Below are 24896 nucleotides of genomic sequence, written 5' to 3' on the forward strand. Positions count from 1 at the left end.
TTCGGCGAGGGATGCACGCGGTCACGCGCGCAGTCCGTAATCGACGCGGTGGAGCAGGGCTTCGCAGTCTTTCCTCACACGTCTTTCATCAGATCGATGCGTTCGAGTCGAACACAACCAGACACTGCGAGCAGCGCTCGCCCGACAGCCGGCCCCCGCCGGCAAGGAGACAATCATGGCTGACGAGTCCAACAAGGTCGTTACCGAGGCACGCGAGAGCTTCGGCAAGGGCGCTGCGCGCAAGATCCGCGCGGCAGGCAAGATCCCCGCCGTCGTCTACGGTCACGGCACCGACCCCATCCACGTGACGGTCCCGGCCCACCAGGTCGGCCTCCTGCTCCGCAAGGCGAACGCGGTCCTCGACCTCGACATCGCCGGCAAGAGCCAGCTCGTCCTCGTCAAGGACGTTCAGAAGGACCCGGTGCTGCAGATCATCGAGCACCTCGACCTCATCGTCATCCGCAGCGGCGAGAAGGTCTCCGTCGAGGTCCCCGTGCACGTCGAGGGCGACACCTACCCGGGCACCATCGCGATGCTCGACGTCCCGACACTCCGCCTTGAGGTCGAAGCGACCCACATCCCGGAGCGCATCGTCCTCGATGTCACCGACGCGGAAGAGGGCACCCAGTTCCACGCGAAGGACTTCGTCCTCCCGAAGGGCGCCGCTCTGGCGGAAGACCCCGAGCTGCTCATCCTCAACGTCATCGTCCCCGCGTCCTCGCGTGCGGACGAAGAGGCCGACGCCGCTGTCGCAGAGGCCGCTTCCGCCGCATCGGCCGCTGCCGCTGCCGAGTCGGACGCCGAGTAACCAGCTCGATGGATTCACCCTGGCTCGTGGTCGGGCTCGGTAACCCCGGGCCCGGCTACGCCGCCACGCGTCACAACGTGGGGCAGATGGTGCTGGACGAGCTCGCCGAGCGCGGCCGTCTCACCTTTAAGTCGCACAAGACGAACGCCACGGTCGCCGAGGGGCGCATCGCCCCCGGCGGACCGCGGTACATCCTGGCCAAGCCGAACACGTTCATGAACGTGTCCGGCGGGCCGGTCGCGCAGTTGCTGCGCTTCTACTCCCTCGAACCGTCGCAGCTGATCGTCGTCCACGACGAGCTCGACATCCCGTTCGACACCATCAAGCTCAAGTTCGGCGGAGGGCACGGCGGCCACAACGGCGTCCGCGACGTCATCTCCGCCATCGGCACGGGCGACTTCACGCGCGTGCGCGTCGGCGTCGGCCGCCCGCCCGGCTCGTCCGCGGCCGCCGATCACGTCCTCAAAGGCTTCAGCAGCACCGAGAGGAAGACACTCCCGAATCTCGTCGCCGATGCGGCGGACGCGGTCGAGCAGATCGCGGCGGATGGTCTCACCGCCGCTCAGCTCCGGTTCCACACCGCTCGCTGAAATTAAAATGCAAGCATAGATATTCTTCGTCATCTCTTGTAATGTTCCGGGGGGTGCGAATCGCTGAGATTCGCGCGCCACGAAAGGACAAGGATGAAGAAACGTGTACGCGCCATCGTCGTGGCGGGGGTGCTGGGAGCGGCCATTGCGTTGAGCGGATGCACGCAGACCGACGAAGCGGACCGCGGACTGCCGAAGGGGCTGCCGGACTCGATCAGCGTCGTCGACGGCACAGTGAGCAACGCAGTCACTTCGAAGGGCCAGTGGTCCTTCGACCTCGCCGTCGCCGATGAGGCCGCGCAGAAAGCGGCGGTCGCGGAACTCAAGGACAATGGCTTCACTCAAGTCGCATCGAGTTCCTCGACGCTGGTCAGGACGTACACGCTGACCAACAAGAAGGAGCACACGAAGGCATCTCTTGTGCTGAAGAAGGTGAACGGAAAGCCTGTCGTTTCCTTCACCGTCGTCACGACAAAGTGACGTTGAACGTCTGCCGTGCCGCCCGGGACGGGCGCGCACGGCCGGCGTTCAGCATCCACTGCACCGACGCCCAGCGCACCCGGATGCCATCCGCAGGATGGGCTCGTATGGTTCGGACATGAAACTCTTCACCCGGGAGTGGGGAACCGGCACCAGGTACGCCGTCCTGGTGCACGGGGCGATGTCGGACTCGCGCAACTGGCGCAGGGTCGGACCGGCGCTCGCCGAGCTGGGCTACCACGTCGTCGCCGTCGACCTCCGTGGGCACGGCAGAAGCCCCCGCGCCATCGAGTACACGGCGGAGCTGCTCGCCCGGGATGTGGTCGAGACCGTTCCCGCGCATCCCGAGCTGGTCATCGGGCACTCGCTCGGCGGCCTCACCGTGAGCGTCGCGGTCGAGGAGCTGCAGCCGCAGCGGGTCGTCTACGTCGATCCGGCGTTCGGGCCGAACGTGCCGTGGTGGCAGCGCAAGCTCGCCCCGGCGTTCTTCCGCTCCCTGGCGAGCGCGACCGCCGAGCGGATCGCGAAGCGCAACCCGCGCTGGGACCCGCTCGACGTGGCGATAGAGCTGGAGACCCTGCGCGCCTTCGACCAGGGCGTGGTGCCGGTGTTGGTGGGCCGCGGTTCGCTGCGGGCGCCCGTGACGATGCAGGTGCCGTCGCTCGTGGTGCTGGCCGGGCGGTCGCAGCTGGTGAGCCCGCGGGCCGCCGAGCGGCTGGGCGAGGCCGGATTCGTCGTGCGCACCGTGCGCGGGGCCGGTCACACCGTGCACCGCGACGACCACGCGGGGTTCATGCGGGCACTCGACGGCTGGGTCTAGCGGCTGGGTCCAGCTGGGTCCAGCAGCCGGATCCGCGCATCCCGCCCCGAGTGTCGGCGGGAGTCCGTAGACTTGGGCGAGTGATACTGCAGGGCTTGATCGCAGCGCTTTCGCGCGCCTCCACGTTCGATGACGCCCTGGCCTGCGCGGCCCGTGACGCCGACTTCTCTCTCACCGACGGGTTGCGGGCACCGCTGCTGGCCGGGTTGATGCAGCGCAGAGCTGCCGCAGGCGCAGCCCAGGCCCTGCTCGTGATCACCGCCACCGGGCGCGAGTCCGAGTCCGTCCGCGGTGCGCTCGGCTGTGTGATGCCGGATGCGGAGATCGTCGAGTTCCCGGCCTGGGAGACCCTGCCGCACGAGCGTCTCAGCCCGAGCGCCGAGATCGTGGGCAAGCGGCTCACCGCCCTCCGCCGCCTCGCCGACTGGGATGCGGGGGACCGGTCGCGGCCGATCGTCCTGGTCGCCTCCGTGCGCGCCGCCCTGCAGCCGCTCGCGGACAACCTCACCGACTACGCGGCCGTCGACCTGGCGACCGGCGCACGGGGCTTCGACTTGTCCGGCCTCGCGATGCAGCTGGTCGACCTGGCGTACGCGCGCGTCGACATGGTCACCCGCCGCGGCGAGTTCGCCGTGCGCGGCGGCATCCTGGACGTCTTCCCGCCGAACGGCGACCACCCGTACCGCGTCGACTTCTTCGGGGACGAGGTGGACCAGATCCGCGCGTTCTCCGTGGCCGACCAGCGGTCGCTGCCCGAGCCCATCGCGTCCGTCTCGCTGCCGCCCAGCCGCGAGCTGCTGCTGAGCGAGTCCGTGCGCCAGCGCGCCAGGGAGATGGAGCACGAGTTCCCGAGCATGTCGGCGATGCTCGCCAAGATCGGCGAGGGCATCCCGGTCGAGGGCATGGAGTCGCTCGCGCCGGCGCTCGTCGACCGACTCGTGCCGCTCACGCACTACCTTCCGGATGGCGCGGCCGTCGCCGTGCTCTCGCCGGAGCGCGTCGCGAGCCGTGCCGTCAGCCTGGCCGAGACCAACCGCGAGTTCCTGTCGGCGGCGTGGAGCGCCGCCACCGTCGGCGCCGCCGCCCCGATCGACCTGGCCGCTGGAGACTTCCTCACCCTGCAGAAGCTGCGCGACTCCGTCACGTTCAGCAAGCCGGGAGAGAAGGCGCCGAACCACCCGTGGTGGACGATGAGCGGGTTCCAGGCAGACGAGGTCCTGCCGGAGGAGCGCGAGATCGAGGAGCACCTGCAGCTGCGGATCGCGGCGGAGGCCGTCCCGAGCTTCCAGGGCAACGTCACCGGCGCCATCGAGCACATCGGGGCCAGGCTGAAGGACGGCTGGACCGTCGCCATCGTCGCGGAGGGCGCCGGGCTCGTGGAGCGCGCGGCCGACGTGCTGTCGGAGGCCGAGCTGCCCGCCCGGCACGTCGAGGAGTTCCCCGCCGATCCTGAGCCCGGCATCGCCTATCTGCTGCGGGCAACCGTCGAGCACGGCTTCGAGGTCCGCGAGACCAAGCTGGCGCTGCTCAGCGAGAGCGAGTTTTACGGCAGGACGGTCGGCTACGACTCCCGCCAGGTGAAGAAGCTCGCCACCCGGCGCAAGAACGTGGTCGACCCTCTGGCGCTGAAGCCGGGCGACTACGTCGTGCACCAGACCCACGGCATCGGCCGGTTCGTCGAGCTCACGCAGCGCGAGGTGTCGAGCGGCGGCCGCAACGCGGTCAAGTCCAAGCGCGAATACCTCGTGCTCGAGTACGCGCCGTCGAAGCGCGGGTACCCGGGCGACAAGCTCTTCGTGCCCACCGACCAGCTGGATCTGCTGACCCGGTATGTGGGCGGTGAGGCTCCCGCGCTCAGCAAGATGGGCGGAAGCGACTGGTCGGCGGCGAAGGGCCGCGCCCGCAAGGCGGTGCGCGACATCGCAGTCGAGCTGGTCAAGCTGTACTCCGCGCGGATGGCGAGCAAGGGCCACGCGTTCGGGCCGGACACCCCGTGGCAGCGCGAGCTGGAGGAAGCGTTCCCGTTCGCGGAGACCCACGACCAGCTGCAGACCATCGACGAGGTGAAGGCCGACATGGAGCGGCCCATCCCGATGGACAGGCTCATCTCGGGCGATGTCGGCTTCGGCAAGACCGAGATCGCGGTGCGTGCGGCGTTCAAGGCGGTGCAGGACGGCAAGCAGGTCGTGATGCTCGTGCCGACCACGCTGCTCGTGAAGCAGCACTTCGAGACGTTCCAGGAGCGCTTCGCCGGGTTCCCCATCCACCTGCGCGCCCTCAGCCGGTTCCAGACCGACAAGGAGGCGAAGGAGACGATCGACGGCATGGCGGACGGCACCGTGGATGTGGTCATCGGCACCCACAGGCTCCTCGCCGACAACATCGTGCTCAAAGACCTCGGCCTCGTCATCATCGACGAGGAGCAGCGGTTCGGCGTCGAGCACAAGGACGCGCTGAAGAAGCTCAAGACCAACGTGGACATCCTGGCGATGAGCGCGACGCCCATCCCGCGCACGCTGGAGATGGCGGTCACCGGCATCAGGGAGATGTCGACGCTGGCCACCCCTCCGGAGGACAGGCACCCCATCCTGACCTTCGTCGGGCCGTACTCGGACAAGCAGGTGGCCGCGGCCATCCGGCGCGAGCTGCTGCGCGAGGGCCAGGTGTTCTTCGTGCACAACCGGGTCGGCAGCATCACCAGCCAGGCGGCGAAGCTGGCCGAGCTGGTGCCGGAGGCGCGCATCGCGGTGGCGCACGGCAAGATGAACGAGCGGGCGCTCGAACAGGTGGTCGTCGACTTCTGGGAGCGCAAGTTCGACGTGCTCGTGTCGACCACGATCATCGAGACGGGCCTCGACATCGCCAACGCGAACACGATCATCATCGACCGCGCCGACAAGTACGGCCTGAGCCAGCTGCACCAGCTGCGCGGCCGCGTCGGCCGTGGCCGCGAGCGCGCGTACGCGTACTTCCTCTGGGACGAGAACAAACCGCTCAGCGAGACGGCACACGACAGGCTCTCGACCATCGCCGCCAACAACGATCTCGGCAGCGGGATGCAGGTGGCGCTGAAAGACCTGGAGATCCGCGGAGCGGGCAACCTGCTCGGCGGCGAGCAGTCCGGTCACATCGCCGGTGTCGGCTTCGACCTCTACCTGCGCATGATCGGCGAGGCGGTGAGCACGTTCCGCGGCGAGGTCGCGGAGGGGCAGACCGAGCTGCGGCTGGAGCTGCCGGTGGATGCGCACATCCCGGAGGAGTACGTGGACAGCGAGCGCCTGCGGCTGGAGGCGTACCAGAAGCTGTCGACGGCCAGCTCGCCCGCGGCGAAGGACGACCAGATCGACCAGGTGATCGAGGAGCTGACCGACCGGTACGGCGAGCCGCCGCTCGCGGTCTCGAACCTCATCGCGGTGTCCCGGCTGCGGCGTGCCGCCCAGCGGGCCGGCCTCGGCGAGGTGGTCGCGATGGGCTCCAACCTGCGGCTGGCCCCGGCGATCCTGCCGGACTCGCTGCAGGTGCGGTTGCAGCGCATGTACCCGGGCGCCAAGTACCACGCTGCGCCCAAGGTGGTCACGGTGCCGATGCCGCGCATCAACGGCGAGCCGCTCGACGACGCCGACCTGATCTCCTGGGTGGCGACGCTGCTCGGCGCGCTCTTCCCCGTGCCGGAGCCGGTGGCAGAGGCGGCGTCCTGAGCCCGGTCGCTCAGGGCTGCCGGCTCGGCTGCGGCTGCCGGTGCGGGTGCTGCGCGCGGTAGCGGCGCGCGAGCACGGTGACGCAGAAGCCGGCGGCGACGATGGAGACCGCCGAGCCCAGGAGGACGGCGAGCGTTCCCTCCGCCCTGACCAGCTCGTCGCCGGCGAACGCCAGCTCGTTCATCAGGAGCGACACGGTGAAGCCGATGCCGCCGAGCACGCCGATGGTCACCAGGCCGAACAGCGGGATCTTGGCGCGCTCGGCCTTGCTGCGGGTGAACGAGCCCAGCCAGCCGCCGAGCGTGATGCCGATCACCTTGCCCACCGGCAGGGCGACCAGGATGCCCCAGAACGCGGGCTGCAGTTGCGACGGCGACACCTGCGGGATCGCGACCAGGGCGGCCGAGAACGCGAACAGCGGCAGGATGAGGCCGTTCGACCACGGTTCGATGGCGTGCGTCACCCGTCCGGCCGGCCGGCGCGCCATCACCAGGCCGAGCGCGACACCGGCGATCGTCGCGTGCACCCCCGAGTCCCAGACGAGCCACCAGGCCAGGCAGGCGATCAGGACCATCAGCACGCCGACCGGCACGCGCATCCGGCCTTTCAGCAGGCGGCTGAGCAGGCCGAACGCGGCGACGGCGACCGCGGCCAGGACGAGTTCGACGAGGTTCGGGTCCGTGGTGAAGAACACCGCGATGATCACGATCGCGATGAGGTCGTCCAGCACGGCCAACGCGAGCAGGAACACCCGCAGCCGGTTGGGCAGGCCGCGACCGAACACGGCGAGCACCCCGAGGGCGAAGGCGATGTCGGTGGCGGTCGGGATCGGCCAGCCCTGTTCCAGGCCGCTGCCCGCGGTGAACGCGAGGTAGATCCCGGCGGGAACGATCACCCCGGCGACCGCAGCGATGGCGGGATGCACGGCCTTCTTCACGCTGTTCAGCTCGCCGGCCACCAGCTCGTGCTTCAACTCGACGGCGACGATGAAGAAGAAGATCGCCAGCAGGCCGTCGCTGATCCAGTGGCCGACGCTCATCCGGAGCCCGCCGATGCCGATGGAGGCGTGCTGCAGGTCGAGGAGTGCAGGACCTGCCGCGGTGTTCGCGAGCAGGAGGCCCAGCGCCGCGGCGCCCAGCAGGAGTCCAGCGGCTGTTCGCTCGGATCGGATGATGCTCATACGGTCTCGCCCATCTCGCGCTGTCTTCGCAGCGCGGTCGGATGCGGGAGCGGCGCGCTCGCGCCACCCGCCGACCAGACTTCCCGGCACACCAGTCGCCCAGTCTACCGGGCGGCAGGCGCCGGAGCCCGGAGGATGGGGGAGGATGGAGGAGGGCACGCAGTCGCACGCCCGCGATCGAGGAAGGCATCCACGATGACCGAGCTGAGCTTCTCTTCCGCTCCCGCGTCCGGGCAGGCGACCAAGCTGGACGAGCTGGTGGCCGTGATGGAGCGGTTGCGCGGCCCGGGTGGATGCCCGTGGGACGCCGACCAGACGCACGAGTCGCTCGTGCAGTACCTGATCGAGGAGACGTACGAGCTGGTCGAGGCGATCGAGACCGGCAACAGGGACGACCTGATCGAGGAGCTCGGCGACGTGCTCTACCAGGTGCTGTTCCACGCCGACATCGCCGCGCACACGCCCGGCGAGGACTTCGACATCCAGGATGTGGCCGCACAGATGACCGCGAAGATGGTCGGCAGGCACCCGCACGTGTTCGGTGGAGACCGCACGGCGGAGACCGCGGACGACGTCGTCGAGTTCTGGGACGACCTCAAGAAGCGGGAGAAGCCGTCGCGCACCAGCGTGCTCGACGGCATCCCGCAGGGAATGCCGTCGCTGGCGCTCGCCGACAAGCTGCTCGGCCGCGCGGAGAAGGTGGGGCTGCTGGATCTGCGCGAGGCCGGGGGAGTGCAGGTCGAGTCGGAGGACGAGCTGGGTCCGCTGCTGCTGGCCATCGTCGCGTCGGCCAAGGCGCAGGGGCTGGATGCGGAGCGCGCCCTCCGTTCGACGCTGCGCGACCTGCAGTCGGAGATCCGCGAACAGGAGCAGGATGCGGCGGACGCCGGAATCATCGGCCTGCCCACCGCATCCACCGACTGAGTGGCACCCGCGAGACGGTTAGGTTAGGCTTGCCTAAACCCCCTAGTCGTCTCGAAGGAGAAGCATGTTCGAGTCCGTTCCACGCCGCCGGTCGCGTGTCGCTGTGATCGCATCGGCGATCGTCGCGACCGCCGCCCTCATCCTCACCGGCTGCAGCGCCGGCACGCCCGGCGACGAGAGCAGCTCGACCAGCGCATCCGGTGCCTTCCCGGTCACGATCAAGAGCGCGCTCGGCCCCGTCACCATCGAGAAGAAGCCGGAGCGGGTCGCCGTCTGGGGCTGGGGAGCGGCCGACGTGGCGCTCGCCCTCGGCGTCGTTCCGGTCGCCATGCCGAAGATGACCTACGGCGGCAACGCGGACGGCGTGCTGCCCTGGGTGGCCGACAAACTGAAGGAGCTCAAGGCGAAGACGCCGCAGCTCATCGCGGGCGTCGACACCGGCGAGGTGCCGTTCGAGGAGTACGTGAAGGCGAAGCCGGACGTGATCCTCGCCCCGCTCTCCGGCCTCACCAAGGACGAGTACGCGAAGCTCAGCAAGATCGCCCCGGTGGTCGCCTACCCGAAGGTGCCGTGGGGCACCAGCTGGCAGGACCAGACCGACATCGTCGGCAAGGCGCTCGGCCTGTCCGCGGAGGCGACGGCGCTGAAGACCAAGACCGAGGACGACGTGGCGAAGCTCGCCGCGAAGTACCCGGTGCTGAAGGACAAGACGTTCGTCTACGCCGCCGCCAACGAGCCGGGCGTGATCAATGTCTACAAGGCGACGGACTCGCGCGTGCTGCTGCTCAACGAGCTCGGCCTGAAGAACTCGGCCAGCATCGACGCGCTCGACACGAAGAAGGACCCGGACAGCTTCTTCTTCCAGGTCAGCTACGAGAACCTCTCCAAAATCGACACCGACCTGCTGGTGATGTACTTCGACAAGCAGTCCGCCGTCGACACCTTCACGGCCGAGCCGCTGGTCGCCGCCATGCCCGCCGTCAAGGAAGGCCGCTTCGCGCCGATCGTCGGCGAGTCGTTCGTGATGGCGTCGAGCGCGCCCAGCGTGCTGAGCATCCCGTGGATGCTCGACCGCTACGTCCCGGAGCTCGCGGCAGCCGCCGAGAAGGTCAAGTAGCACAGGCGGATGGCCAGGAGCGTCACAGAGACGGCGGACGGCGGGCAGGGGATCGCGCACCAGGGGCGCACATCCACTGCCCGTCGGCGGCGTCGGCTGGCATACGGGTTCGGCGCGGCGGTCGTCGCCCTGCTGGTGGTGTGCATCCTGAGCCTGATGCTCGGCTCCAACCCGATCGACCCCGCCTCGGTGTTCAACGCCCTCCTGCACTACCGGAAGTCGGATGAGGCGTCGCTGATCGTGGTGGACAGCAGGCTGCCGCGCACCCTGCTCGGGCTGGGCGCCGGGCTCGCGCTGGGGCTCGCAGGAACCGTGATGCAGGGGCTGTCCCGCAACCCGCTGGCCGACCCGGGCATCCTGGGGGTCAACTTCGGCGCGTCGCTCGCGGTCGTGGTCGCCATCGCCGTGTTCGGGATCACGACGCCCGGCGGCTACCTGTGGTTCGCCTTCGCCGGGGCGGCGCTCGCCTCGGTGGTCGTCTACGCGGTGGCGTCCGCCGGACGGGAGGGGGCGACCCCGATCAAGCTCGCGCTCGCGGGGGCGGCGGTCTCCGCAGCGCTCGGCTCGCTCATCACCGCCGTGCTCCTCACCAGCAGGGTGTCGCTCGACGCGCTGCGGTTCTGGCAGGTCGGCTCGCTCGCCGGCCGCAACTTCGGCGTGTTCTGGCAGGTGCTGCCGACCATCGTGATCGGAGCCGTCATCGCGCTCGCCCTGGGCCGCGCGCTCAACGGGCTAGCGCTCGGCGACGACGTCGCCCGCGGTCTCGGCCAGCGCGTCGGGCTGTCCCGGGGGTTCTCGGCCGTCGCCGTCGTGCTGCTCTGCGGGTCGGCCACGGCGGCCGTCGGGCCGATCGCGTTCGTCGGCCTGGTGATCCCGCACGTGGCCCGCTGGGCGGTCGGGGCCGACTACCGCTGGATCCTCGCGTTCTCCGCCGTGATCGCCCCGACCATGCTCATCGCCTGCGACGTGATCGGTCGCCTCGTCGCGTGGCCGGGCGAGCTGCAGGTGGGGGTCGTCACCGCGTTCGTCGGCGCCCCCGTGTTCATCGCGCTGGTGCGCCGTCGCAAGCTGGTGAGCCTGTGACCGTTGAAGCGGTCCGGGCGGCCGGCGCCGACCGCCGCTCGCGCGCATCCCGGGTCGTCACCGTGTCCGTCGTGCTCGCCGTGCTCATCCTGCTGGTGTCCGCCGTGTCGCTGAGCCTCGGCGCCGCCGCCGTCGCGCCGGCCGACGTCCTCGCCGCGCTCGTCGGGCGGGCGGACAGGCTGACCCAGTTCGTGATCCTGGAGCTGCGGCTGCCGCGCCTGCTCGCCGCCGTGCTGGTGGGCGGCTGCCTCGGGCTCTCCGGGGCGCTCATCCAGTCCATCGCGCGCAACCCGCTCGCGAGCCCGGACATCATCGGCATCACGGCGAGCGCGAGCGCGACCGGCGCCATCGCGCTGGTCTGGTTCGGGCTGACCGGCCTGGCGCTGTCCGGAACGGTCGTCGCGGGAACGCTGGTCGCCGCGCTGCTGATCTACCTGCTGGCCTGGCGCGGAGGGATCAGCGGCTACCGGTTCGTGCTGATCGGCATCGGCTTCGCCGCCGTCGCCGGTGGCGTCGTCTCCTACGTGCTCACCACCGCCGACCTCACGGACGTGCAGCAGGCGCTGGTCTGGCTCACCGGCAGCATCAACAGCGTCGACCCCGTCGCGCTGACCGTGCTCGCGGCGAGCGCCGTGGTGCTCGTGCCGTGCGCGCTGCTGCTCGGGCGCCCGCTCGCGGCGCTCGGCCTGGGCGACGACACCGCGGCGGCGGTCGGCGTGCGGGTGGAGCGGACGCGGCTGCTCGTGGTGCTGGTGGCCGTCGCACTGGCGGCGGTCGCGGTGTCCGTGGCCGGACCGATCGCGTTCGTCGCGTTCCTCTCGGCGCCCATCGCCCGGCGGCTGGTCGGGCGAGGATCGCTCGCGCTGGTGCCGTCGGCGCTCGTCGGCGCGCTCGTGCTGGTGATCTCCGACATCGTGGCGCAGTTCGCCGTGCCGGACGTGGCGTTCCCGGTCGGCGTCGTCACCGGCATCGTCGGCGCACCGTATCTGCTGTGGCTCCTCACCAGGACCAACCGAATCGGCCGGGGAGGCTGAGCATGACCGACACCCATCACCTCGCCGCGCGCGAACTCACCCTGTCGTACGACGGCAGGGTGGTCGTCGACGGCCTCGACCTGGAGGTGCCGCCCGGCACGGTCACCGCGATCGTCGGACCGAACGCCTGCGGCAAGTCGACGCTGCTGCGCGGGCTGTCGCGGCTGCTTGCGCCCGCATCCGGGGCCGTGCTGCTGGACGGGACGGACATCCACTCGCTGCCGACCAAGCAGGTGGCGACGATGCTCGGCCTGCTGCCGCAGACGCCGACCGCCCCGGACGGGATCACCGTGGCCGACCTGGTCGGCCGCGGACGGTATCCGCACCAGGGCTGGTTCCGCCGCTGGACGGCGGAGGACGACGAGGCCGTCGCGTCCGCGATGGTGTCCACCGGTGTGGCCGACCTGGCCGCGCGGGCGATCGACGAGCTCTCCGGCGGGCAGCGCCAGCGGGTGTGGATCGCGATGGCGCTCGCCCAGCAGACCGACATCCTGCTTCTCGACGAGCCCACCACGTTCCTCGACATCAGCCACCAGATCGACGTGCTCGACCTCCTGCTCGACCTCAACGCCGAGCGCGGGACCACCGTGATCATGGTGCTGCACGACCTCAACCTGGCCGCCCGGTACGCCGACCACCTGATCGCCATGCGCGCCGGAGCCATCGTGGCGGCGGGGACGCCGGCGGAGGTGGTCACGGCCGAGCTGGTGCGGGAGGTGTTCGGCGTCGACTCCGTCATCGCACCGGATCCGGTGACCGGCACGCCGCTCGTCGTCCCGCTCGGCAGGCACCACACGCTCGGGGAGTGACGGCGGCGGGAGTGACGGCGGCGGGGCGCTCTCGCGCATCCCGGTGACCGGCAGCGTGCCCGCTAGGCGCTGTCAGCCCGCCATTCGGGTGAGAGGTCCGCGATCCGCGGGTTCGACTCTCCTGGATGGCTGACGGGCACGTTGTCGGCCTGTGTCTGACAGCGAGCATCTACCCGTGGTCGGACGGATGCGACTCATGTCAGGTCCATCGGGACACCACCGAAGTCGCAGGGCACGACCATGAGGGTGGCAACGCGCTCATCTTACGCCGGTCAGGAGATCGACGCGAAGAAGCTCCGGATGCGGTCGGCGGCGAGGTCGGGCTGCTCCAGGCCGAGGAAGTGGCCGCCCCGCGGCGCCACCTCGAACGAGCGCAGGTCGTCGGCCGCACGCTCGGCGAGCGACCGGGGGAACCCGTCCATCACCGGCTCCCTGCTGAGCAGCACGCCGAGCGGGGCGACGATGGGCGGCCGGGGCGGGTTCGCCTCGTAGTCGAAGTACTGGCGGAACGAGGTGCCGATGCTTCCGGTGGCCCAGTAGAGCGTCGCGATGGTGAGCAGCGCATCCCGTGGCACCACGCTGTCGAGGTCGCCGTCGACCCAGTCGTGCCACTTGTCCGCGATCCAGGCGAGCAGCCCGGCGGGGGAGTCGCCGAGGGCCGCGGCGATGGTGTCTGGACGGGTGGCCATGATCTCGCTGTACCCGCCGTCCGCCGCGTCGTACGCATCCACCGACGCCAGGTAGGCGCGCTCGTCGTCGCTCTGCGGTTCGTCGTCGGCGGGGAACGGCGCGTGGATGAGCTGCACGCCGATGAGGCGGTCGGCGTGCTCAGCGCCGAGCCAGGTCGCCGCTCCTCCGCCGATGTCTCCGCCGAACGCCGCGTACCGGTCGTAGCCGAGCACGGTCGTCATCAGCTCGTGCAGGTCGTCGGCGATGGCCTGCCTGGTCAGCGGCCGGTCGGGCAGCTCGGAGAAGACGAAGCCGGGCAGCGACGGCACGATCACGTCGAACGCGATCCGCGCATCCGATCCAGAGCCCGCCGGGTTGGCGAGGCGCTCGGCCAGCGGAAGGTACTCGGTGTACGCGCTCGGCCAGCCGTGCAGCAGCAGCAACGGGATGCGCGTCTCCGCCGATCCGGCGGCGGGCACCCGCACGAAGTGGATGCGGTGCCCTCCCACATCGGCCAGGTACTGGTCGTAGGCGTTCAGTCGCTCCTCCTGGGTCCGCCAGTCGAACGCCAGCCACGACTCCACCAGCTCGTGCAGCACGGGGCCGCCCGCGCCGCCCTCCCACGGCGACGACCCGACCGGCTGCACGAAGCGGGTGGCCGTGAGCCGCGCACGCAGGTCGTCGAGGAGGTCGTCTGGAAGCTGGATGCGGAACTCGTCGATGCTCATCCCCGCCACGCTACATGGAAGAATCGTTCGCATGGCTTCTCCGATCACCCCGCCTCGCGGCATGCGCGACTTCCTCCCGGCAGACAAGGCCCGCAGGGAGCATGCGCTCGGCGTGATCAGGAAGAGCTTCGCAGCCCACGGGTTCGACGAGATCGAGACGCCGGTGGTGGAGGACGTCGCCCGGCTGCACTCCGGCCTCGGCGGCGACAACGAGAAGCTGGCGTTCAGCGTCCTCAAGCGCGGCCTGGATGCGGACGACCTGCAGGCCGCGATGGACTCGGGCGACCTCCTCAGCCTCACCGACCTGGGGCTCCGGTTCGACCTGACCGTCCCGCTCGCCCGCTTCTACGCCACGCACCGCGCGGAGCTGCCTCCGGTCTTCCGGTCGATCCAGATCGCGCCGGTCTGGCGCGCGGAGCGCCCGCAGAAGGGCAGGTACCGCCAGTTCGTGCAGTGCGACATCGACATCATCGGCGAGGCGGGCCAGCTGGCGGAGGTCGAGCTGATCACGGCCACAGCGGCGGCACTGGATGCGCTGGGCCTCGAGAACTGCACGATCCGGATCAACGACCGGCGCATCCTGAACGGGCTGCTCGAGTTCTGCGGTTTCGCGGAGGCGCGCTGGCCGCAGGTGCTGATCTCGATCGACAAGCTCGACAAGATCGGCGCGGAGGGCGTGGTGAAGGAGCTGAGCGCAGACGGGGCAGACTCCGCGGCGGTGCTCGGCGGCATCCTGGAGCAGCTGGAGCCGCACATCGCGGAGGGCGGCGTCGCCATGACCGTCGAGGCGATCACCGGCATCCTGCCGGACGGGATCGACACCGACGCCATCGCCGCCCTGGAATCGCTCGCGCACGCGCTCGACGCCCTGCCGTCCGGCGTCTCCCTGCGCTTCGATCCGACGCTGGTGCGCGGCATGGGGTACTACACCGGCACCATCTTCGAGATCGCGCACCCCGGCTCCGGCAGCTCGGTGGGTGGCGGCGGCCGCTACGACGGGATGATCGGACGCTTCCTCGGCACCGACGTGCCGGCCTGCGGATTCTCGATCGGCTTCGAGCGCGTGGTCGACCTCATCGAGACCCCGGAAGACGCGGCGGCGGACTCCGTCGTGCTCGTCTACGACCAGACCGTGCCGCTGAACCGTCTGCTCGCCATCAAGGCGGAGCTGATCGCCTCCGGCCGCCGGGTGCGCCTCGACCGCCGTTCCAAGAACCTGAAGGCCGTGCTCGACCGTGCGGAGGCGTCCGGCTTCCGCTCTTTCGCGTTCGTGAACGCCGACACTCCGGATGCGGCGGCGCTGGAGCTCAAGCCGCTCGGCTGACCTCGGCGCGGCCGGGCCCTCGGTGCACCTCGGTGCACCCCCGGTCGGTGCCGCACGCGGACGTCAGTAGACTGGCGAGCGGATCACCGCTGATTTAACCCACCCCCACACACATGTGAAACAAGGAGACTGTTGTGGCTCAGATCGAAGCTGTAGGCGCTCGCGAGATTCTCGACTCGCGCGGAAACCCGACCGTCGAGGTCGAGGTGCTTCTCGAAGACGGCACGGTCAGCCGTGCCGCCGTCCCGTCCGGCGCGTCGACCGGTGCGTTCGAGGCGTACGAGCTTCGTGACGGAGACAAGGACCGCTACCTCGGCAAGGGCGTGCAGAAGGCCGTCGACGCCGTTCTCGACGAGATCGGCCCGGCTATCGAGGGCTTCGAGGCCGCAGACCAGCGCCTCGTCGACTCCGCCATGATCGAGCTCGACGGCACGGAGAACAAGAAGCGCCTCGGCGCGAACGCCATCCTCGGCGTCTCCCTCGCCGTCGCCAAGGCCGCCGCCGACTCCGCAGACCTGCCGCTGTTCCGCTACATCGGCGGACCGAACGCGCACACCCTGCCCGTGCCCATGATGAACATCATCAACGGTGGAGCGCACGCGGACACCGGCGTCGACATCCAGGAGTTCATGGTCCTGCCGATCGGTGCGGAGACCTTCTCCGAGGCCCTCCGCTGGGGCGTCGAGACCTACCACTCGCTCAAGTCGCTGCTCAAGCAGCGCGGGCTCAGCACCGGCCTCGGCGACGAGGGCGGCTTCGCGCCCGAGCTCGAGCACAACCGTGCAGCCCTCGACCTCATCTCCGAGGCCATCCAGAACGCCGGCTTCACCGTCGGCCGCGACATCGCGCTCGGCCTCGACGTCGCCTCCACCGAGTTCTTCGAGAACGGCGTGTACCGCTTCGAGGGCCAGGACCGCACCGCAGCGGAGATGTCCGCGTACTACGCAGAGCTCGCCGCGAACTACCCGCTGGTCTCCATCGAGGACCCGCTGGCCGAGGACGACTGGGAGGGCTGGGCGCACCTGAACTCCGAGCTGGGCGGCAAGCTGCAGCTCGTCGGCGACGACCTGTTCGTCACCAACCCGACGCGTCTCGCCAAGGGCATCGAGCTCAAGGCGGCCAACAGCATCCTGGTCAAGGTCAACCAGATCGGCACCCTGACCGAGACCCTGGATGCGGTCTCGCTGGCCCAGCGCAACGGCATGACCGCCGTGCTCTCCCACCGTTCGGGTGAGACGGAGGACACCACCATCGCCGACCTCGCCGTCGCCACCGACGCCGGCCAGATCAAGACCGGTGCCCCGGCCCGCTCCGAGCGCGTCGCCAAGTACAACCAGCTCCTCCGCATCGAGGAGGAGCTCGGCGAGGCAGCCGTCTACGCCGGCCGCAGCGCCTTCCCGCGCTTCACGGCGTAACAGCACGCGCACAAAGGCCCCCGGATCGCCGATCCGGGGGCCTTTCGCATCCCGCGGCGACCTCGCCGAACGGACCATCGGCAATCACGGGACGCGCGGCGGGGGAGCACAGGGAGCGCGCGGGTGGGTGGCTTACGATTGTCGAGCGGGGACCGTCGGCCCCGATCTTGGTCGTGTGCGTTGGGAGGGCTTGTGGCTGCGCCTCGTACACGCCGGGTCCCTGTCGCCATGTCGTCGGGATCGGCCACGGGACGCTGGCTGCGCGGGCTGCACTTCTCCGGGTTCTCGCTGGTGATGATGGGGCTCCTCATCCTCGCCGTCGTCGTGCTCGCGCCCACCGCGCAGAGCCTCATCTCGCAGCGGCAGCAGATCGCCGACCAGCAGAAGGCGGTGGATGCGCTGTCCGGCCAGGTCTCCGACCTCAAGGAGCAGCGCGCCCGCTGGAACGACCCCAGCTACATCAGGGCGCAGGCGCGCGACCGGCTCTACTACGTGATGCCCGGCGAGGTCAGCTACCTCGTGATCGACGACAGGGCCCCGGCCGCACAGACCAAGGATGCGCCGGTCAGCTCGAAGCTGCAGAAGACCGAGACCGACTGGCTCGGCTCCCTGTTCGGCTCGTTCATGGGCGCCGGCCTCAGCGACGCGACACCGTCGCAGCTCGGCGGCACGGCCCCGGCGAGCACTCCCACCCCCACCTCGACCCCTGGCGGCAAGTGATGACCACCCCACCCTTCGATGCAGTGACCGACCAGGACATCGCGACCGTGTCCGCCCAGCTCGGGCGGCCGGCGCGCAATGTCGTCGGCATCGCGGCGCGCTGCGTCTGCGGGAACCCCACCGTGGTGTCGACCGCCCCGCGGCTGGACGACGGCACGCCGTTCCCGACCTTCTACTACCTCACGCATCCCGCAGCGACGGCCGCGCTGTCGCAGCTGGAGGCCACGCAGGTGATGAACGAGTACAACGAGCTGCTCGAGGCCGACGAGTTCGTGCGCGACCAGTACGCGGCGGCCCACCGTGCATACCTCGCCGACCGGGAGTCCATCGCCGTCGTCGACGAGATCGCCGGCATCTCCGCCGGAGGCATGCCCGTGCGCGTCAAGTGCCTGCACGCCCTCGGGGCGCACGCGCTCGCCGCAGGACCGGGGGTGAACCCGATCGGCGACCTCGCTCTCGCGCGCGCCGACTGGTCGCCCGAGGTGTGCGAGTGCCAGGACTACACCGCAGGATGACCCGGCTCGGCCGCGCAGCGACCGCCGTCGCCCTGGCAGGACTGCTCGGGCTGGCCGCCGCCGTCGCGCCGTCCACTGTCGCGCACGCCGATCAGGTGCGCGACCTCGAATACTGGCTGACGGACTACGGCTTCACCCAGGCCTGGAAGACGACCAAGGGCGCAGGCGTCAAGGTCGCGGTGATCGACACCGGCGTCGACGGCAGCGTGCGCGACCTCGCCGGGGCGGTCGTCGGCGGCACCGACGTGTCCGGCGTCGGGGCGGCGAACGGGCAGAAGCCGCTCGGCGACGCCGGCTCCGCCGACCACGGCACCTGGGTGGCGTCGCTGCTCGCCGGTCGGGGAACCGGCCCGGACAGCGGCGTGCTCGGCGCCGCGCCCGAGGCGAGCATCCTGACGGCGTCCGTCGCGCTCGGCTCCGCCTCCGGCGCCATCGGCAGCGACGAGCAGATCGCGACGGCGGTGCGCTGGGCCGTGGACAACGGCGCGAAGGTCATCAACATGTCGCTCACCAGGAACACGCTCGACTGGCCGACCAGCTGGGACGAGGCGTTCCAGTACGCGTTCGACCACGACGTGGTCGTCGTCGCGGCGGCGGGCAACCGGGGGAGCGGCACCACCGAGGTCGGCGCGCCCGCCACCATCCCGGGTGTCGTCGCCGTCGCCGGGGTCGACCGGCAGGGGCAGGCGAGCTTCGACGCGTCGTCGCAGGGCATCACCATCGCCGTCTCCGCGCCCAGCGAGCAGCTGGTCGGGGTGAGCCCGGGCGGCGGCTACGTGCAGTGGGCGGGCACCAGCGGGGCGACCCCGCTGGTGGCGGGAGCCGTCGCGCTGATCAGGGCGGCGCATCCCGAGTTGAAGGCTCCGGACGTGATCGAGCGGCTCATCAAGACGGCCCGCGCTGCACCGGGAACCGTGCCGAGCCCGATCTACGGCTACGGGCTCCTGGATGCGGCCGCCGCGGTCAGTGCGAAGGTGCCGCACGTCTCCGCCAACCCGATGGGCGACCTCTCCGAGTGGGTGCGCATCCACCGCAGGGCGGACGTCCCCACCAGCCCCGCGCCCGGCAAAGTCCCGGCGACGACGGCCACTCCGCACGCCCTCCCCGCCGCCCCGTCTGCGCGGGTCGACCAGCTGCTCTGGCCGCAGTGGACGGCCCTCACCGGCTTCTGGCTGCCGTTCAGTCTGATCACTGGTTTCGCCGCTCTGGTGGTCCTCGGCGGGGTCGGCGCATTCCGGCATTTCAGAGCGACGGGCAGCAGGGAGTAGATTAACTGAATACTTTCGTGTTGAGGAGACCCACCACTGTGCCCAAAATCCTGATCGTCGGCGGCGGATACGCCGGTTTCTACACTGCGTGGAAGCTCGAGAAGCAGCTGCGCAAGGGGGAGGCAGAGGTCACTATTGTCGACCCGCTGCCCTACATGACCTACCAGCCGTTCCTTCCCGAGGTCGCGGCGGGGTCCATCGAGCCGCGCCACGCGGTGGTCGCCCACCGCCGCCACCTCACCAAGACCAACGTCGTCACCGCCAAGGTCACGTACGTCGACCACGCGAAGAAGACGGCGACCATCCAGCCGCCCATCGGCGACGCGTACGAGTTCGAGTACGACATCGTCGTGGTCACCGCCGGCGCCGTGTCGCGCACGTTCCCGATCCCGGGCGTCGCCGACCAGGCCATCGGCCTCAAGACCATCGAGGAGGCCGTCGCCATCCGCGACCGCGTCCTCACCAACTTCGACAAGGCGGCCAACCTGCCCGCCGGCCCGGAGCGCGACCGCCTGCTGACCTTCGTGGTCGTCGGTGGCGGCTTCGCCGGCATCGAGGTGTTCGCCGAGCTGCGTTCGTTCGCGAGCGCGCTGCTCAAGAACTACCCGCAGATCTCGTTCGAGGACACGCACTTCCACCTCATCGAGGCGATGGGCCGCATCATGCCGGAGGTGTCGCTCCCGACCAGCCACTGGGTGATCAAGAACCTCGCCCAGCGCGGCGCGGAGATCCACCTGGACACCCAGCTCGCGAGCGCCGTCGACGGCGTCATCGAGCTGTCCACCGGTGAGAAGTTCGAGACCGACCTGATCGTGTGGACCGCCGGTGTCATGGCGAACCCCACCATCGTGCGCCACACCGACCTCCCGATCGAGGAGCGCGGCCGTCTTCGCGTGCGCGCCGACCTCCGCGTCGGCTCGGACGACGAGATCATCAAGGACGCCTGGGGCGCCGGCGACGTCTCGGCCGTCCCCGACCTCACCGGCGGCGGCGTCGGCGGTTTCTGCGTGCCGAACGCCCAGCACGCGGTCCGCCAGGGCAAGCTGCTCGCGAAGAACATCATCGCGGACCTCCGCGGCGAGCTCCCGCGCCAGTACTTCCACAAGAACCTGGGCGCTGTCGCCGGCCTCGGTCTCGGCGTCGGAGTGTTCCAGTCCGGCAAGCTCGCCATCAAGGGTCTCCCCGCCTGGTTCGCGCACCGTGGATACCACGGCCTCGCGATGCCGAGCTGGGAGCGCAAGTGGCGCGTGCTGTGGGGCTGGTGGAACAACTTCTGGCTCGGACGCGACATCGTCTCGCTCGCAGCGACGCAGCACCCGCGCGCCGTCTTCGAGGAGTTCGCCGCCCGTCCCAAGCCCGCCGTGGCAGAGGCCCCCGCGGCCCCGGCGGTCGACGCTCCGAAGAAGGCTCCGGCCAAGAAGTCCGCTCCGAAGGAGCCGGCCGAGGTTGCAGCCAAGTAGCAGCAGAGTGTGAACAGAAGGGCCCGGTGCGAGCGATCGCACCGGGCCCTTCGGCGTTTCGGGCGTCGCGGTGCGGGGCGGTCAGCCCTCGACCACCGCGCGACCCTGCGTGAGGTCTCGGACCGCATCCCGTGCTGTTGCGGCCTGTGACGTCGGCAGCCGCAGCGTGAACCGCACCGCCTCTGCGTACTCCGCGTCTCCGGTCTCGTAGCCTTCACCGTCCGCCCAGCGCCGCACACGCTCGGCGTCGCCGTACTCGGCCGCGATCACGAGCACCGTCTCCGGCACGCGCTCGACGACGGGTGCGTCGACCAGGGCGGCGGCGATGGCGTCGGTGTACGCGCGCACCAGGCCGCCCGCTCCGAGCTTCACCCCGCCGAAGTACCGCACGACCGCCCCGAGCACGCCGTCGAGGTCGTGGTGCCGCAGCACCTCCAGGATGGGGCGCCCCGCCGTGCCGGACGGCTCTCCGTCGTCCGACATCCCGGAGTGCCCGCCCGCCAGCAGCGCCCAGCAGACGTGGTTCGCTCCCGGATGCGCGGCGCGCAGCCGTGCCACCTCGGCCAGCGCGGCCTCCCGGTCGGCGACGGGCGTTGCCAGCGCGATGAAACGGCTGCGACGCACCTCGACCTCCGCGGTGACGGGGGAGGAGAGCGTGAACGGACTCATCCTTCCGCCATCTCCCACAGCACCCGGGCGGCTTCGGCGAGAGCCGCGCGCTCGGCGGGTGTGCGTTCGGCGAGCTGCGCGTCCAGCCAGGCGTGGCGCCGGGCGCGTGCATCCCCGGCGACCCGGTGTCCGTCCGGGGTGGGGGTGAACAGCACGCGCCGCCCGTCCGCCGGATCTGTCTCCCGCACCACGTAGCCGAGGCCGACCAGGCGGTTGACCGTCTGGCTCATCGAGGCGGCGGTGACGCGCTCGTGCTCACTCAGCGCGGTGAGCGTGGTGGGGCCGTAGCGGTGCAGGTGGCCGAGGACGGACATCGCCGCGTCTCCGAGTTCTCCGCTGGCGCGTTCGGCGCGCAGACGGCGGTAGCTCCGGGCGATCGAGCGGGTGAGCCGCTCCCCGAGGTCGTCCGAGGGGAGGGTGTCGCTTGCGTGTGCATCCACGGGTGATTAGTATACCTAAAGAAATAGTTCACACGCGTAAAGCATCCGGGAGGATGAGACGGACACAGGCACGGAGAGCAAAGGTACCGAGAGCACGCATGCGGTGCGCGCGCGGACGCCGTTCGGGTGGCGGTTCACCGCACCGCTCCTCCTCGGCTCCACGCTGAACCCGATCAACAGCTCGATGATCGCGACCGGCCTGCTGAGCATCGGCCTCGACTTCCACCTCGGTCCGGGCCAGACGGCAAGCCTCATCTCTGTCCTCTATCTCTGCAGCGCGGTCAGCCAGCCCACGATGGGCAAGCTGGCCACCCTGTTCGGGCCGCGCCGCGTGTTCATGGCCGGGGCGATCATCCTGCTGGTGGCGGGCATCGTCGGTGCGGCGGCGCCCGGTTTCGGCTTCCTGCTCCTCTCCCGCGCGCTCATCGGCATCGGCACCTCCGCCGCCTATCCGACCGCGATGGCCCTGGTGCGCCGCCGGGCCGACGAGCACGGGATCGGCGTGCCCGCCCGCGTGCTCGGCAACTTCTCCATCGCGGCCCAGATCACCACCGTGTTCGGGTTGCCGCTCGGCGGCCTGCTCGCTGGGACGTTCGGCTGGCGCGCGCTGTTCTTCGTGAACATCCCGCTGGCGGTCGTCACGTTCGTGTTCACGCTGCTCGGCGTCGAGAAGGATGCGCCGCGCGAGCACCAGGGCGCCCGCGCGCTCCTGGCGTCGGTCGACATTCCGGGCATCGTGCTCTTCGCGGGCACCATCGTGAGCGCGCTGGTGTTCCTGTCCGGGCTCGCCTCCCCGCTCTGGTGGCTGCTCCCCGTCGTCGCCGTCTTCGGTACTGGGCTGATCCTCTGGGAGCGGCGCGTGGCCAAGCCGCTGATCGACGTCCGGATGCTCGCGAGCAACCGCCCGCTGCAGCGCACCTACCTGCGCCAGACCCTCTCCGCCCTCGTCGTCTACTCGGTGCTGTACGGCACGAGCCAGTGGATGGAGCAGGCCGCCGGATACAGCGCGACGGCGGTCGGCCTCATCCTGTTGCCGTTGTCCGGTCTCAGCATCGTGATCGCCCGGGTCGCCTCCACCCGCGGCTGGGTGCGCTGGCCGCTCGTCATCGGCGCCGTCTCGGTGGTGCTGAGCGCCCTGGTGATGCAGTTCATGGACGCGGACGCGAGCATCTGGCTGCTGATCGGGATGTCCCTGCTGCTCGGCTGCGCCAACGGTTTCACCGGTTTCGCCAACCAGGCGACCCTGTACGTGCAGGCGCCCGCCGCCGAGATCGCGGTCGCCTCCGGGCTGTACCGGACGTTCGCCTACCTGGGCGCGATCTTCTCCTCCAGCCTGATCGGCATCACCTTCGGCCGTCAGGCCACGGACGCCGGCCTGCACACGCTCGGCTGGGTGCTCGGCGGCATCGGCGTGCTGCTGGTGCTGATCACGGTGCTCGACCGCCGCATCCCGGCCACCACCGCCGCGGCAGCGGGCGGCAGCAGAGCCTGAGTCGCGGCGGGTTTCCGCTATCCTCGGGAGCACCGTCGACGGGAGACCGCTGTGATCCGATTCCTCATCCGTGCCGCGATCTTCCTGGTGACCGCGGCCGTCGGACTGCTCGTCGCCGGCTGGCTGGTGCCGGGCGTGCGGCTGGAGTGGGGCGGCTTCCTCGTGGCGGCGATCGTGTTCGCGATCGCCCAGAGCATCCTGTCGCCGTTCGTGTTCAACATCGCGCGCAAGTACGCCTCAGCGCTGCTCGGCGGCATCGGACTGGTGTCGACCTTCCTGGCGCTGCTCGTCGCGAGCCTGTTCCCCGGCGGCATCCACATCGACGGCGCGACCGCCTGGGTGCTCGCCACCCTGGTGGTGTGGATCGTCACGGCGCTCGGCGGGTGGCTGCTGCCGATCCTGTTCCTGAAGAAGCGGGTCGTCACCGCGCGGTGAGTGGGGCGGTGCGCTGGGGCTGGCGGCGCGGCTACGGCCGCGAGCCAGCCACTTCCGTCGCGCCGACCAGCGTGGCGAAGTTGCCGGACAGCGCGGCCATGAACGCCGCGTGCACCGCCTCGCCCGGCACCGTCGTGCCGCCGAACGTCAGGTCGGGCGCCGCGCACGCATCGTGCACGAGGGTCACCGCGAACCCGAGGTCCGCCGCCGCACGGACGGTCGAGTCGACGCACATGCTCGACATCATCCCGAGCACGACCAGCTCGTCGGGCGCGAGCGAGCGCAGGGTGTCCTCCAGTGACGTGCCGACGAACGCGTTCGGCTCGGCCTTCCGCAGAACGGGCTCGTCCCCGGCGGGAGCGACGAGCGGATGGATCTCGACCCCGGCCGTCCCCGGCCGCATGAACGACGCATCCGGTGCATCCCACACGTGCTGGATGTGCACGACGGGATCGCCCGCCTCCCGGAACGCCGCCAGCACCGCCGACGCCCGCTCGGCCGCCGCGACCGACCCGACCAGGGGATGCGCGCCGCCGGGGAAATAGTCGTTCTGGATGTCGATGATGACGAGAGCGCGAGTCATGGGAACCCTTCCGATGCGCGGTGCCGAGGCGGCGAGTACCCCCAGTGGGACTCGAACCCACACTGAAGCGATTTTAAGTCGCCTGCCTCTGCCGATTGGGCTATGGGGGCCCGGCTTCCATCGTAGCGGCGCGGGTGCGGCGTTCTCGGAGGGGTGGCGGGCAGAGTAAGCGTGTGGAGTCGGGGAGCGGGCAAAGGGGGAGGGCTCGGTTCACGCTGACCGTTTTTGTGTCGGCGGTGGCCGTGCTGGTGGCGTGGTTCTGGTTCGCGGTCGTCGTGGAGGACACCTGGGGCGACGAGTGCAAGGCGCGCGCCGCCGGGCAGAGCGGGGTGGGCCTGCTCGTCGCGCTGGGGGTGGTGCCGCTCGTGCTGGTCACGCTCGGCGCGGCGGCGGCGCTCGTCGCGTTCGCGCCCGGGAGGCGTGGCGCAAGGGTGCTGCGCGGGCTCATCGCGACGGTCGTCCTCACCGCTGCCGGGCTGCTCCTCGCGTGGTGGGCGAGTGGCGGGCTGCTCGTCGCGCACCTCGCGCTCGGCTCCGGCTGCCTGGGCTGAGCGGCGCGAAGGCGAGTACCGGCGTGCACGCGAGCGTGGGCAACACGCGCGCACCGACGCCGACGGCGCCCGCGGGGGAGTACC

Annotated in this window: 24 protein-coding genes and 1 tRNA gene; 19 read left to right on the plus strand and 6 right to left on the minus strand. The window is 70.4% G+C overall.

What is annotated here, in order from left to right; genetic code table 11:
- Positions 1-175: 175 nt before the first annotated feature.
- From AC1ROC_RS13675 to mfd, 5 genes are all read left to right on the plus strand, one after another.
- Positions 176-808: a 50S ribosomal protein L25/general stress protein Ctc gene (locus tag AC1ROC_RS13675; protein ID WP_085369728.1), complete on the plus strand. Its 633-nt coding sequence runs from the start codon at positions 176-178 to the stop codon at positions 806-808.
- Positions 809-816: 8 nt separating this feature from the next.
- Entirely contained in the window at positions 817-1398 is a 582-nt protein-coding gene (gene pth, locus AC1ROC_RS13680; RefSeq protein WP_493000772.1) for an aminoacyl-tRNA hydrolase, read from the plus strand.
- A 93-nt stretch (positions 1399-1491) separates the two neighbouring features.
- Entirely contained in the window at positions 1492-1878 is a 387-nt protein-coding gene (locus AC1ROC_RS13685) for a hypothetical protein (protein WP_493000774.1), read from the plus strand.
- Between the two features lie 118 nt (positions 1879-1996).
- Positions 1997-2698 carry an alpha/beta fold hydrolase gene (locus tag AC1ROC_RS13690; protein WP_493000776.1) on the plus strand — a complete coding sequence of 234 codons (702 nt, stop codon included), beginning with the start codon at positions 1997-1999 and terminating at the stop codon, positions 2696-2698.
- Positions 2699-2778: 80 nt separating this feature from the next.
- Positions 2779-6396: a transcription-repair coupling factor gene (gene mfd / locus AC1ROC_RS13695; protein ID WP_493000778.1), complete on the plus strand. Its 3618-nt coding sequence runs from the start codon at positions 2779-2781 to the stop codon at positions 6394-6396.
- Between the two features lie 10 nt (positions 6397-6406).
- Here the strand turns inward: mfd and AC1ROC_RS13700 are convergent, their stop codons facing one another.
- On the minus strand, positions 6407-7576 hold the full coding sequence (locus tag AC1ROC_RS13700; protein WP_085369724.1) for a Na+/H+ antiporter NhaA: 1170 nt from the start codon (positions 7574-7576) through the stop codon (positions 6407-6409).
- 195 nt (positions 7577-7771) lie between these two features.
- Between AC1ROC_RS13700 and AC1ROC_RS13705 the strand changes: the two genes are divergently transcribed.
- The 5 genes from AC1ROC_RS13705 to AC1ROC_RS13725 all read left to right on the plus strand — a co-directional run bounded on the left by AC1ROC_RS13705 (position 7772) and on the right by AC1ROC_RS13725 (position 12543).
- The gene (locus tag AC1ROC_RS13705) at positions 7772-8500 is read left to right on the plus strand and encodes a nucleoside triphosphate pyrophosphohydrolase (RefSeq protein ID WP_085369723.1); all 729 of its coding nucleotides are present in this window, start codon (positions 7772-7774) and stop codon (positions 8498-8500) included.
- Positions 8501-8564: 64 nt separating this feature from the next.
- A complete protein-coding gene (locus AC1ROC_RS13710) occupies positions 8565-9617 on the plus strand; it encodes an iron-siderophore ABC transporter substrate-binding protein (RefSeq protein WP_085369722.1) in 1053 nt (350 codons plus the stop codon).
- Between the two features lie 9 nt (positions 9618-9626).
- Positions 9627-10700, plus strand: a complete 1074-nt coding sequence (locus AC1ROC_RS13715) for a FecCD family ABC transporter permease (RefSeq protein WP_493000782.1) — start codon at positions 9627-9629, stop codon at positions 10698-10700.
- Positions 10697-11734, plus strand: a complete 1038-nt coding sequence (locus AC1ROC_RS13720; RefSeq protein WP_493000784.1) for a FecCD family ABC transporter permease — start codon at positions 10697-10699, stop codon at positions 11732-11734. Before AC1ROC_RS13715 ends, AC1ROC_RS13720 begins: the two co-directional genes overlap by 4 nt.
- 2 nt (positions 11735-11736) lie before the next feature.
- Entirely contained in the window at positions 11737-12543 is an 807-nt protein-coding gene (locus AC1ROC_RS13725) for an ABC transporter ATP-binding protein (protein WP_493000786.1), read from the plus strand.
- A gap of 272 nt (positions 12544-12815) precedes the next feature.
- Here AC1ROC_RS13725 and AC1ROC_RS13730 read toward each other — a convergent pair whose 3' ends face one another.
- Complete coding sequence (locus tag AC1ROC_RS13730; RefSeq protein ID WP_493000788.1) at positions 12816-13940, minus strand: epoxide hydrolase family protein; 1125 nt, start codon at positions 13938-13940, stop codon at positions 12816-12818.
- A 31-nt stretch (positions 13941-13971) separates the two neighbouring features.
- Between AC1ROC_RS13730 and hisS the strand changes: the two genes are divergently transcribed.
- The 6 genes from hisS (at position 13972) to AC1ROC_RS13760 (ending at position 20642) form a co-directional block, all read left to right on the plus strand.
- Positions 13972-15264, plus strand: a complete 1293-nt coding sequence (gene hisS / locus AC1ROC_RS13735; RefSeq protein WP_493000790.1) for a histidine--tRNA ligase — start codon at positions 13972-13974, stop codon at positions 15262-15264.
- Between the two features lie 134 nt (positions 15265-15398).
- Positions 15399-16679 carry a phosphopyruvate hydratase gene (eno, locus tag AC1ROC_RS13740; RefSeq protein WP_434949021.1) on the plus strand — a complete coding sequence of 427 codons (1281 nt, stop codon included), beginning with the start codon at positions 15399-15401 and terminating at the stop codon, positions 16677-16679.
- A 228-nt stretch (positions 16680-16907) separates the two neighbouring features.
- Positions 16908-17399: an FtsB family cell division protein gene (locus AC1ROC_RS13745; protein ID WP_247597109.1), complete on the plus strand. Its 492-nt coding sequence runs from the start codon at positions 16908-16910 to the stop codon at positions 17397-17399.
- Entirely contained in the window at positions 17399-17914 is a 516-nt protein-coding gene (locus AC1ROC_RS13750; protein ID WP_085371261.1) for a DUF501 domain-containing protein, read from the plus strand. The genes AC1ROC_RS13745 and AC1ROC_RS13750 overlap by 1 nt, the downstream gene beginning before the upstream one ends.
- Positions 17911-19182 (plus strand): S8 family serine peptidase, encoded by a 1272-nt coding sequence (locus tag AC1ROC_RS13755; RefSeq protein WP_493000846.1) that lies wholly within the window; start codon positions 17911-17913, stop codon positions 19180-19182. Before AC1ROC_RS13750 ends, AC1ROC_RS13755 begins: the two co-directional genes overlap by 4 nt.
- A gap of 38 nt (positions 19183-19220) precedes the next feature.
- A complete protein-coding gene (locus AC1ROC_RS13760) occupies positions 19221-20642 on the plus strand; it encodes an NAD(P)/FAD-dependent oxidoreductase (RefSeq protein ID WP_085371259.1) in 1422 nt (473 codons plus the stop codon).
- Between the two features lie 81 nt (positions 20643-20723).
- Here the strand turns inward: AC1ROC_RS13760 and AC1ROC_RS13765 are convergent, their stop codons facing one another.
- Positions 20724-21311 carry an IMPACT family protein gene (locus AC1ROC_RS13765; RefSeq protein ID WP_085371258.1) on the minus strand — a complete coding sequence of 196 codons (588 nt, stop codon included), beginning with the start codon at positions 21309-21311 and terminating at the stop codon, positions 20724-20726.
- On the minus strand, positions 21308-21751 hold the full coding sequence (locus AC1ROC_RS13770; protein ID WP_085371257.1) for a MarR family winged helix-turn-helix transcriptional regulator: 444 nt from the start codon (positions 21749-21751) through the stop codon (positions 21308-21310). The genes AC1ROC_RS13765 and AC1ROC_RS13770 overlap by 4 nt, the downstream gene beginning before the upstream one ends.
- 103 nt (positions 21752-21854) lie before the next feature.
- Here AC1ROC_RS13770 and AC1ROC_RS13775 point away from each other — a divergent pair, with 103 nt between their 5' ends.
- Together AC1ROC_RS13775 and AC1ROC_RS13780 are read left to right on the plus strand one after the other, a co-directional pair.
- The gene (locus AC1ROC_RS13775) at positions 21855-23243 is read left to right on the plus strand and encodes an MFS transporter (protein WP_493000794.1); all 1389 of its coding nucleotides are present in this window, start codon (positions 21855-21857) and stop codon (positions 23241-23243) included.
- Positions 23244-23294: 51 nt separating this feature from the next.
- Complete coding sequence (locus tag AC1ROC_RS13780; RefSeq protein WP_493000796.1) at positions 23295-23678, plus strand: phage holin family protein; 384 nt, start codon at positions 23295-23297, stop codon at positions 23676-23678.
- A gap of 31 nt (positions 23679-23709) precedes the next feature.
- Here the strand turns inward: AC1ROC_RS13780 and AC1ROC_RS13785 are convergent, their stop codons facing one another.
- Both AC1ROC_RS13785 and AC1ROC_RS13790 read right to left on the minus strand, forming a co-directional pair.
- Positions 23710-24261 carry a cysteine hydrolase family protein gene (locus AC1ROC_RS13785; RefSeq protein WP_493000798.1) on the minus strand — a complete coding sequence of 184 codons (552 nt, stop codon included), beginning with the start codon at positions 24259-24261 and terminating at the stop codon, positions 23710-23712.
- A 36-nt stretch (positions 24262-24297) separates the two neighbouring features.
- A tRNA-Leu gene (locus AC1ROC_RS13790) sits at positions 24298-24371 on the minus strand.
- 117 nt (positions 24372-24488) lie between these two features.
- On the opposite strand from AC1ROC_RS13790, the gene AC1ROC_RS13795 reads away from it, so the two are divergent.
- Positions 24489-24812: a hypothetical protein gene (locus AC1ROC_RS13795; RefSeq protein ID WP_493000800.1), complete on the plus strand. Its 324-nt coding sequence runs from the start codon at positions 24489-24491 to the stop codon at positions 24810-24812.
- Positions 24813-24896: the final 84 nt, after the last annotated feature.

The organism is Leifsonia sp. GW821-FHT13C05, from assembly GCF_058806515.1.

Bases quoted from the DNA above. Each gene is read 5' to 3' on its own strand.
- AC1ROC_RS13755 (WP_493000846.1), top strand. From the start codon at position 17,911: ATGACCCGGCTCGGCCGCGCAGCGACCGCCGTCGCCCTGGCAGGACTG.
- pth (WP_493000772.1), top strand. From the start codon at position 817: ATGGATTCACCCTGGCTCGTGGTCGGGCTCGGTAACCCCGGGCCCGGC.
- AC1ROC_RS13730 (WP_493000788.1), bottom strand. From the start codon at position 13,940: ATGAGCATCGACGAGTTCCGCATCCAGCTTCCAGACGACCTCCTCGAC.
- AC1ROC_RS13745 (WP_247597109.1), top strand. From the start codon at position 16,908: ATGTCGTCGGGATCGGCCACGGGACGCTGGCTGCGCGGGCTGCACTTC.
- AC1ROC_RS13785 (WP_493000798.1), bottom strand. From the start codon at position 24,261: ATGACTCGCGCTCTCGTCATCATCGACATCCAGAACGACTATTTCCCC.
- hisS (WP_493000790.1), top strand. From the start codon at position 13,972: ATGGCTTCTCCGATCACCCCGCCTCGCGGCATGCGCGACTTCCTCCCG.
- AC1ROC_RS13725 (WP_493000786.1), top strand. From the start codon at position 11,737: ATGACCGACACCCATCACCTCGCCGCGCGCGAACTCACCCTGTCGTAC.
- AC1ROC_RS13715 (WP_493000782.1), top strand. From the start codon at position 9,627: ATGGCCAGGAGCGTCACAGAGACGGCGGACGGCGGGCAGGGGATCGCG.
- AC1ROC_RS13690 (WP_493000776.1), top strand. From the start codon at position 1,997: ATGAAACTCTTCACCCGGGAGTGGGGAACCGGCACCAGGTACGCCGTC.
- AC1ROC_RS13705 (WP_085369723.1), top strand. From the start codon at position 7,772: ATGACCGAGCTGAGCTTCTCTTCCGCTCCCGCGTCCGGGCAGGCGACC.
- AC1ROC_RS13685 (WP_493000774.1), top strand. From the start codon at position 1,492: ATGAAGAAACGTGTACGCGCCATCGTCGTGGCGGGGGTGCTGGGAGCG.
- AC1ROC_RS13675 (WP_085369728.1), top strand. From the start codon at position 176: ATGGCTGACGAGTCCAACAAGGTCGTTACCGAGGCACGCGAGAGCTTC.
- AC1ROC_RS13765 (WP_085371258.1), bottom strand. From the start codon at position 21,311: ATGAGTCCGTTCACGCTCTCCTCCCCCGTCACCGCGGAGGTCGAGGTG.
- AC1ROC_RS13710 (WP_085369722.1), top strand. From the start codon at position 8,565: ATGTTCGAGTCCGTTCCACGCCGCCGGTCGCGTGTCGCTGTGATCGCA.
- AC1ROC_RS13700 (WP_085369724.1), bottom strand. From the start codon at position 7,576: ATGAGCATCATCCGATCCGAGCGAACAGCCGCTGGACTCCTGCTGGGC.
- AC1ROC_RS13750 (WP_085371261.1), top strand. From the start codon at position 17,399: ATGACCACCCCACCCTTCGATGCAGTGACCGACCAGGACATCGCGACC.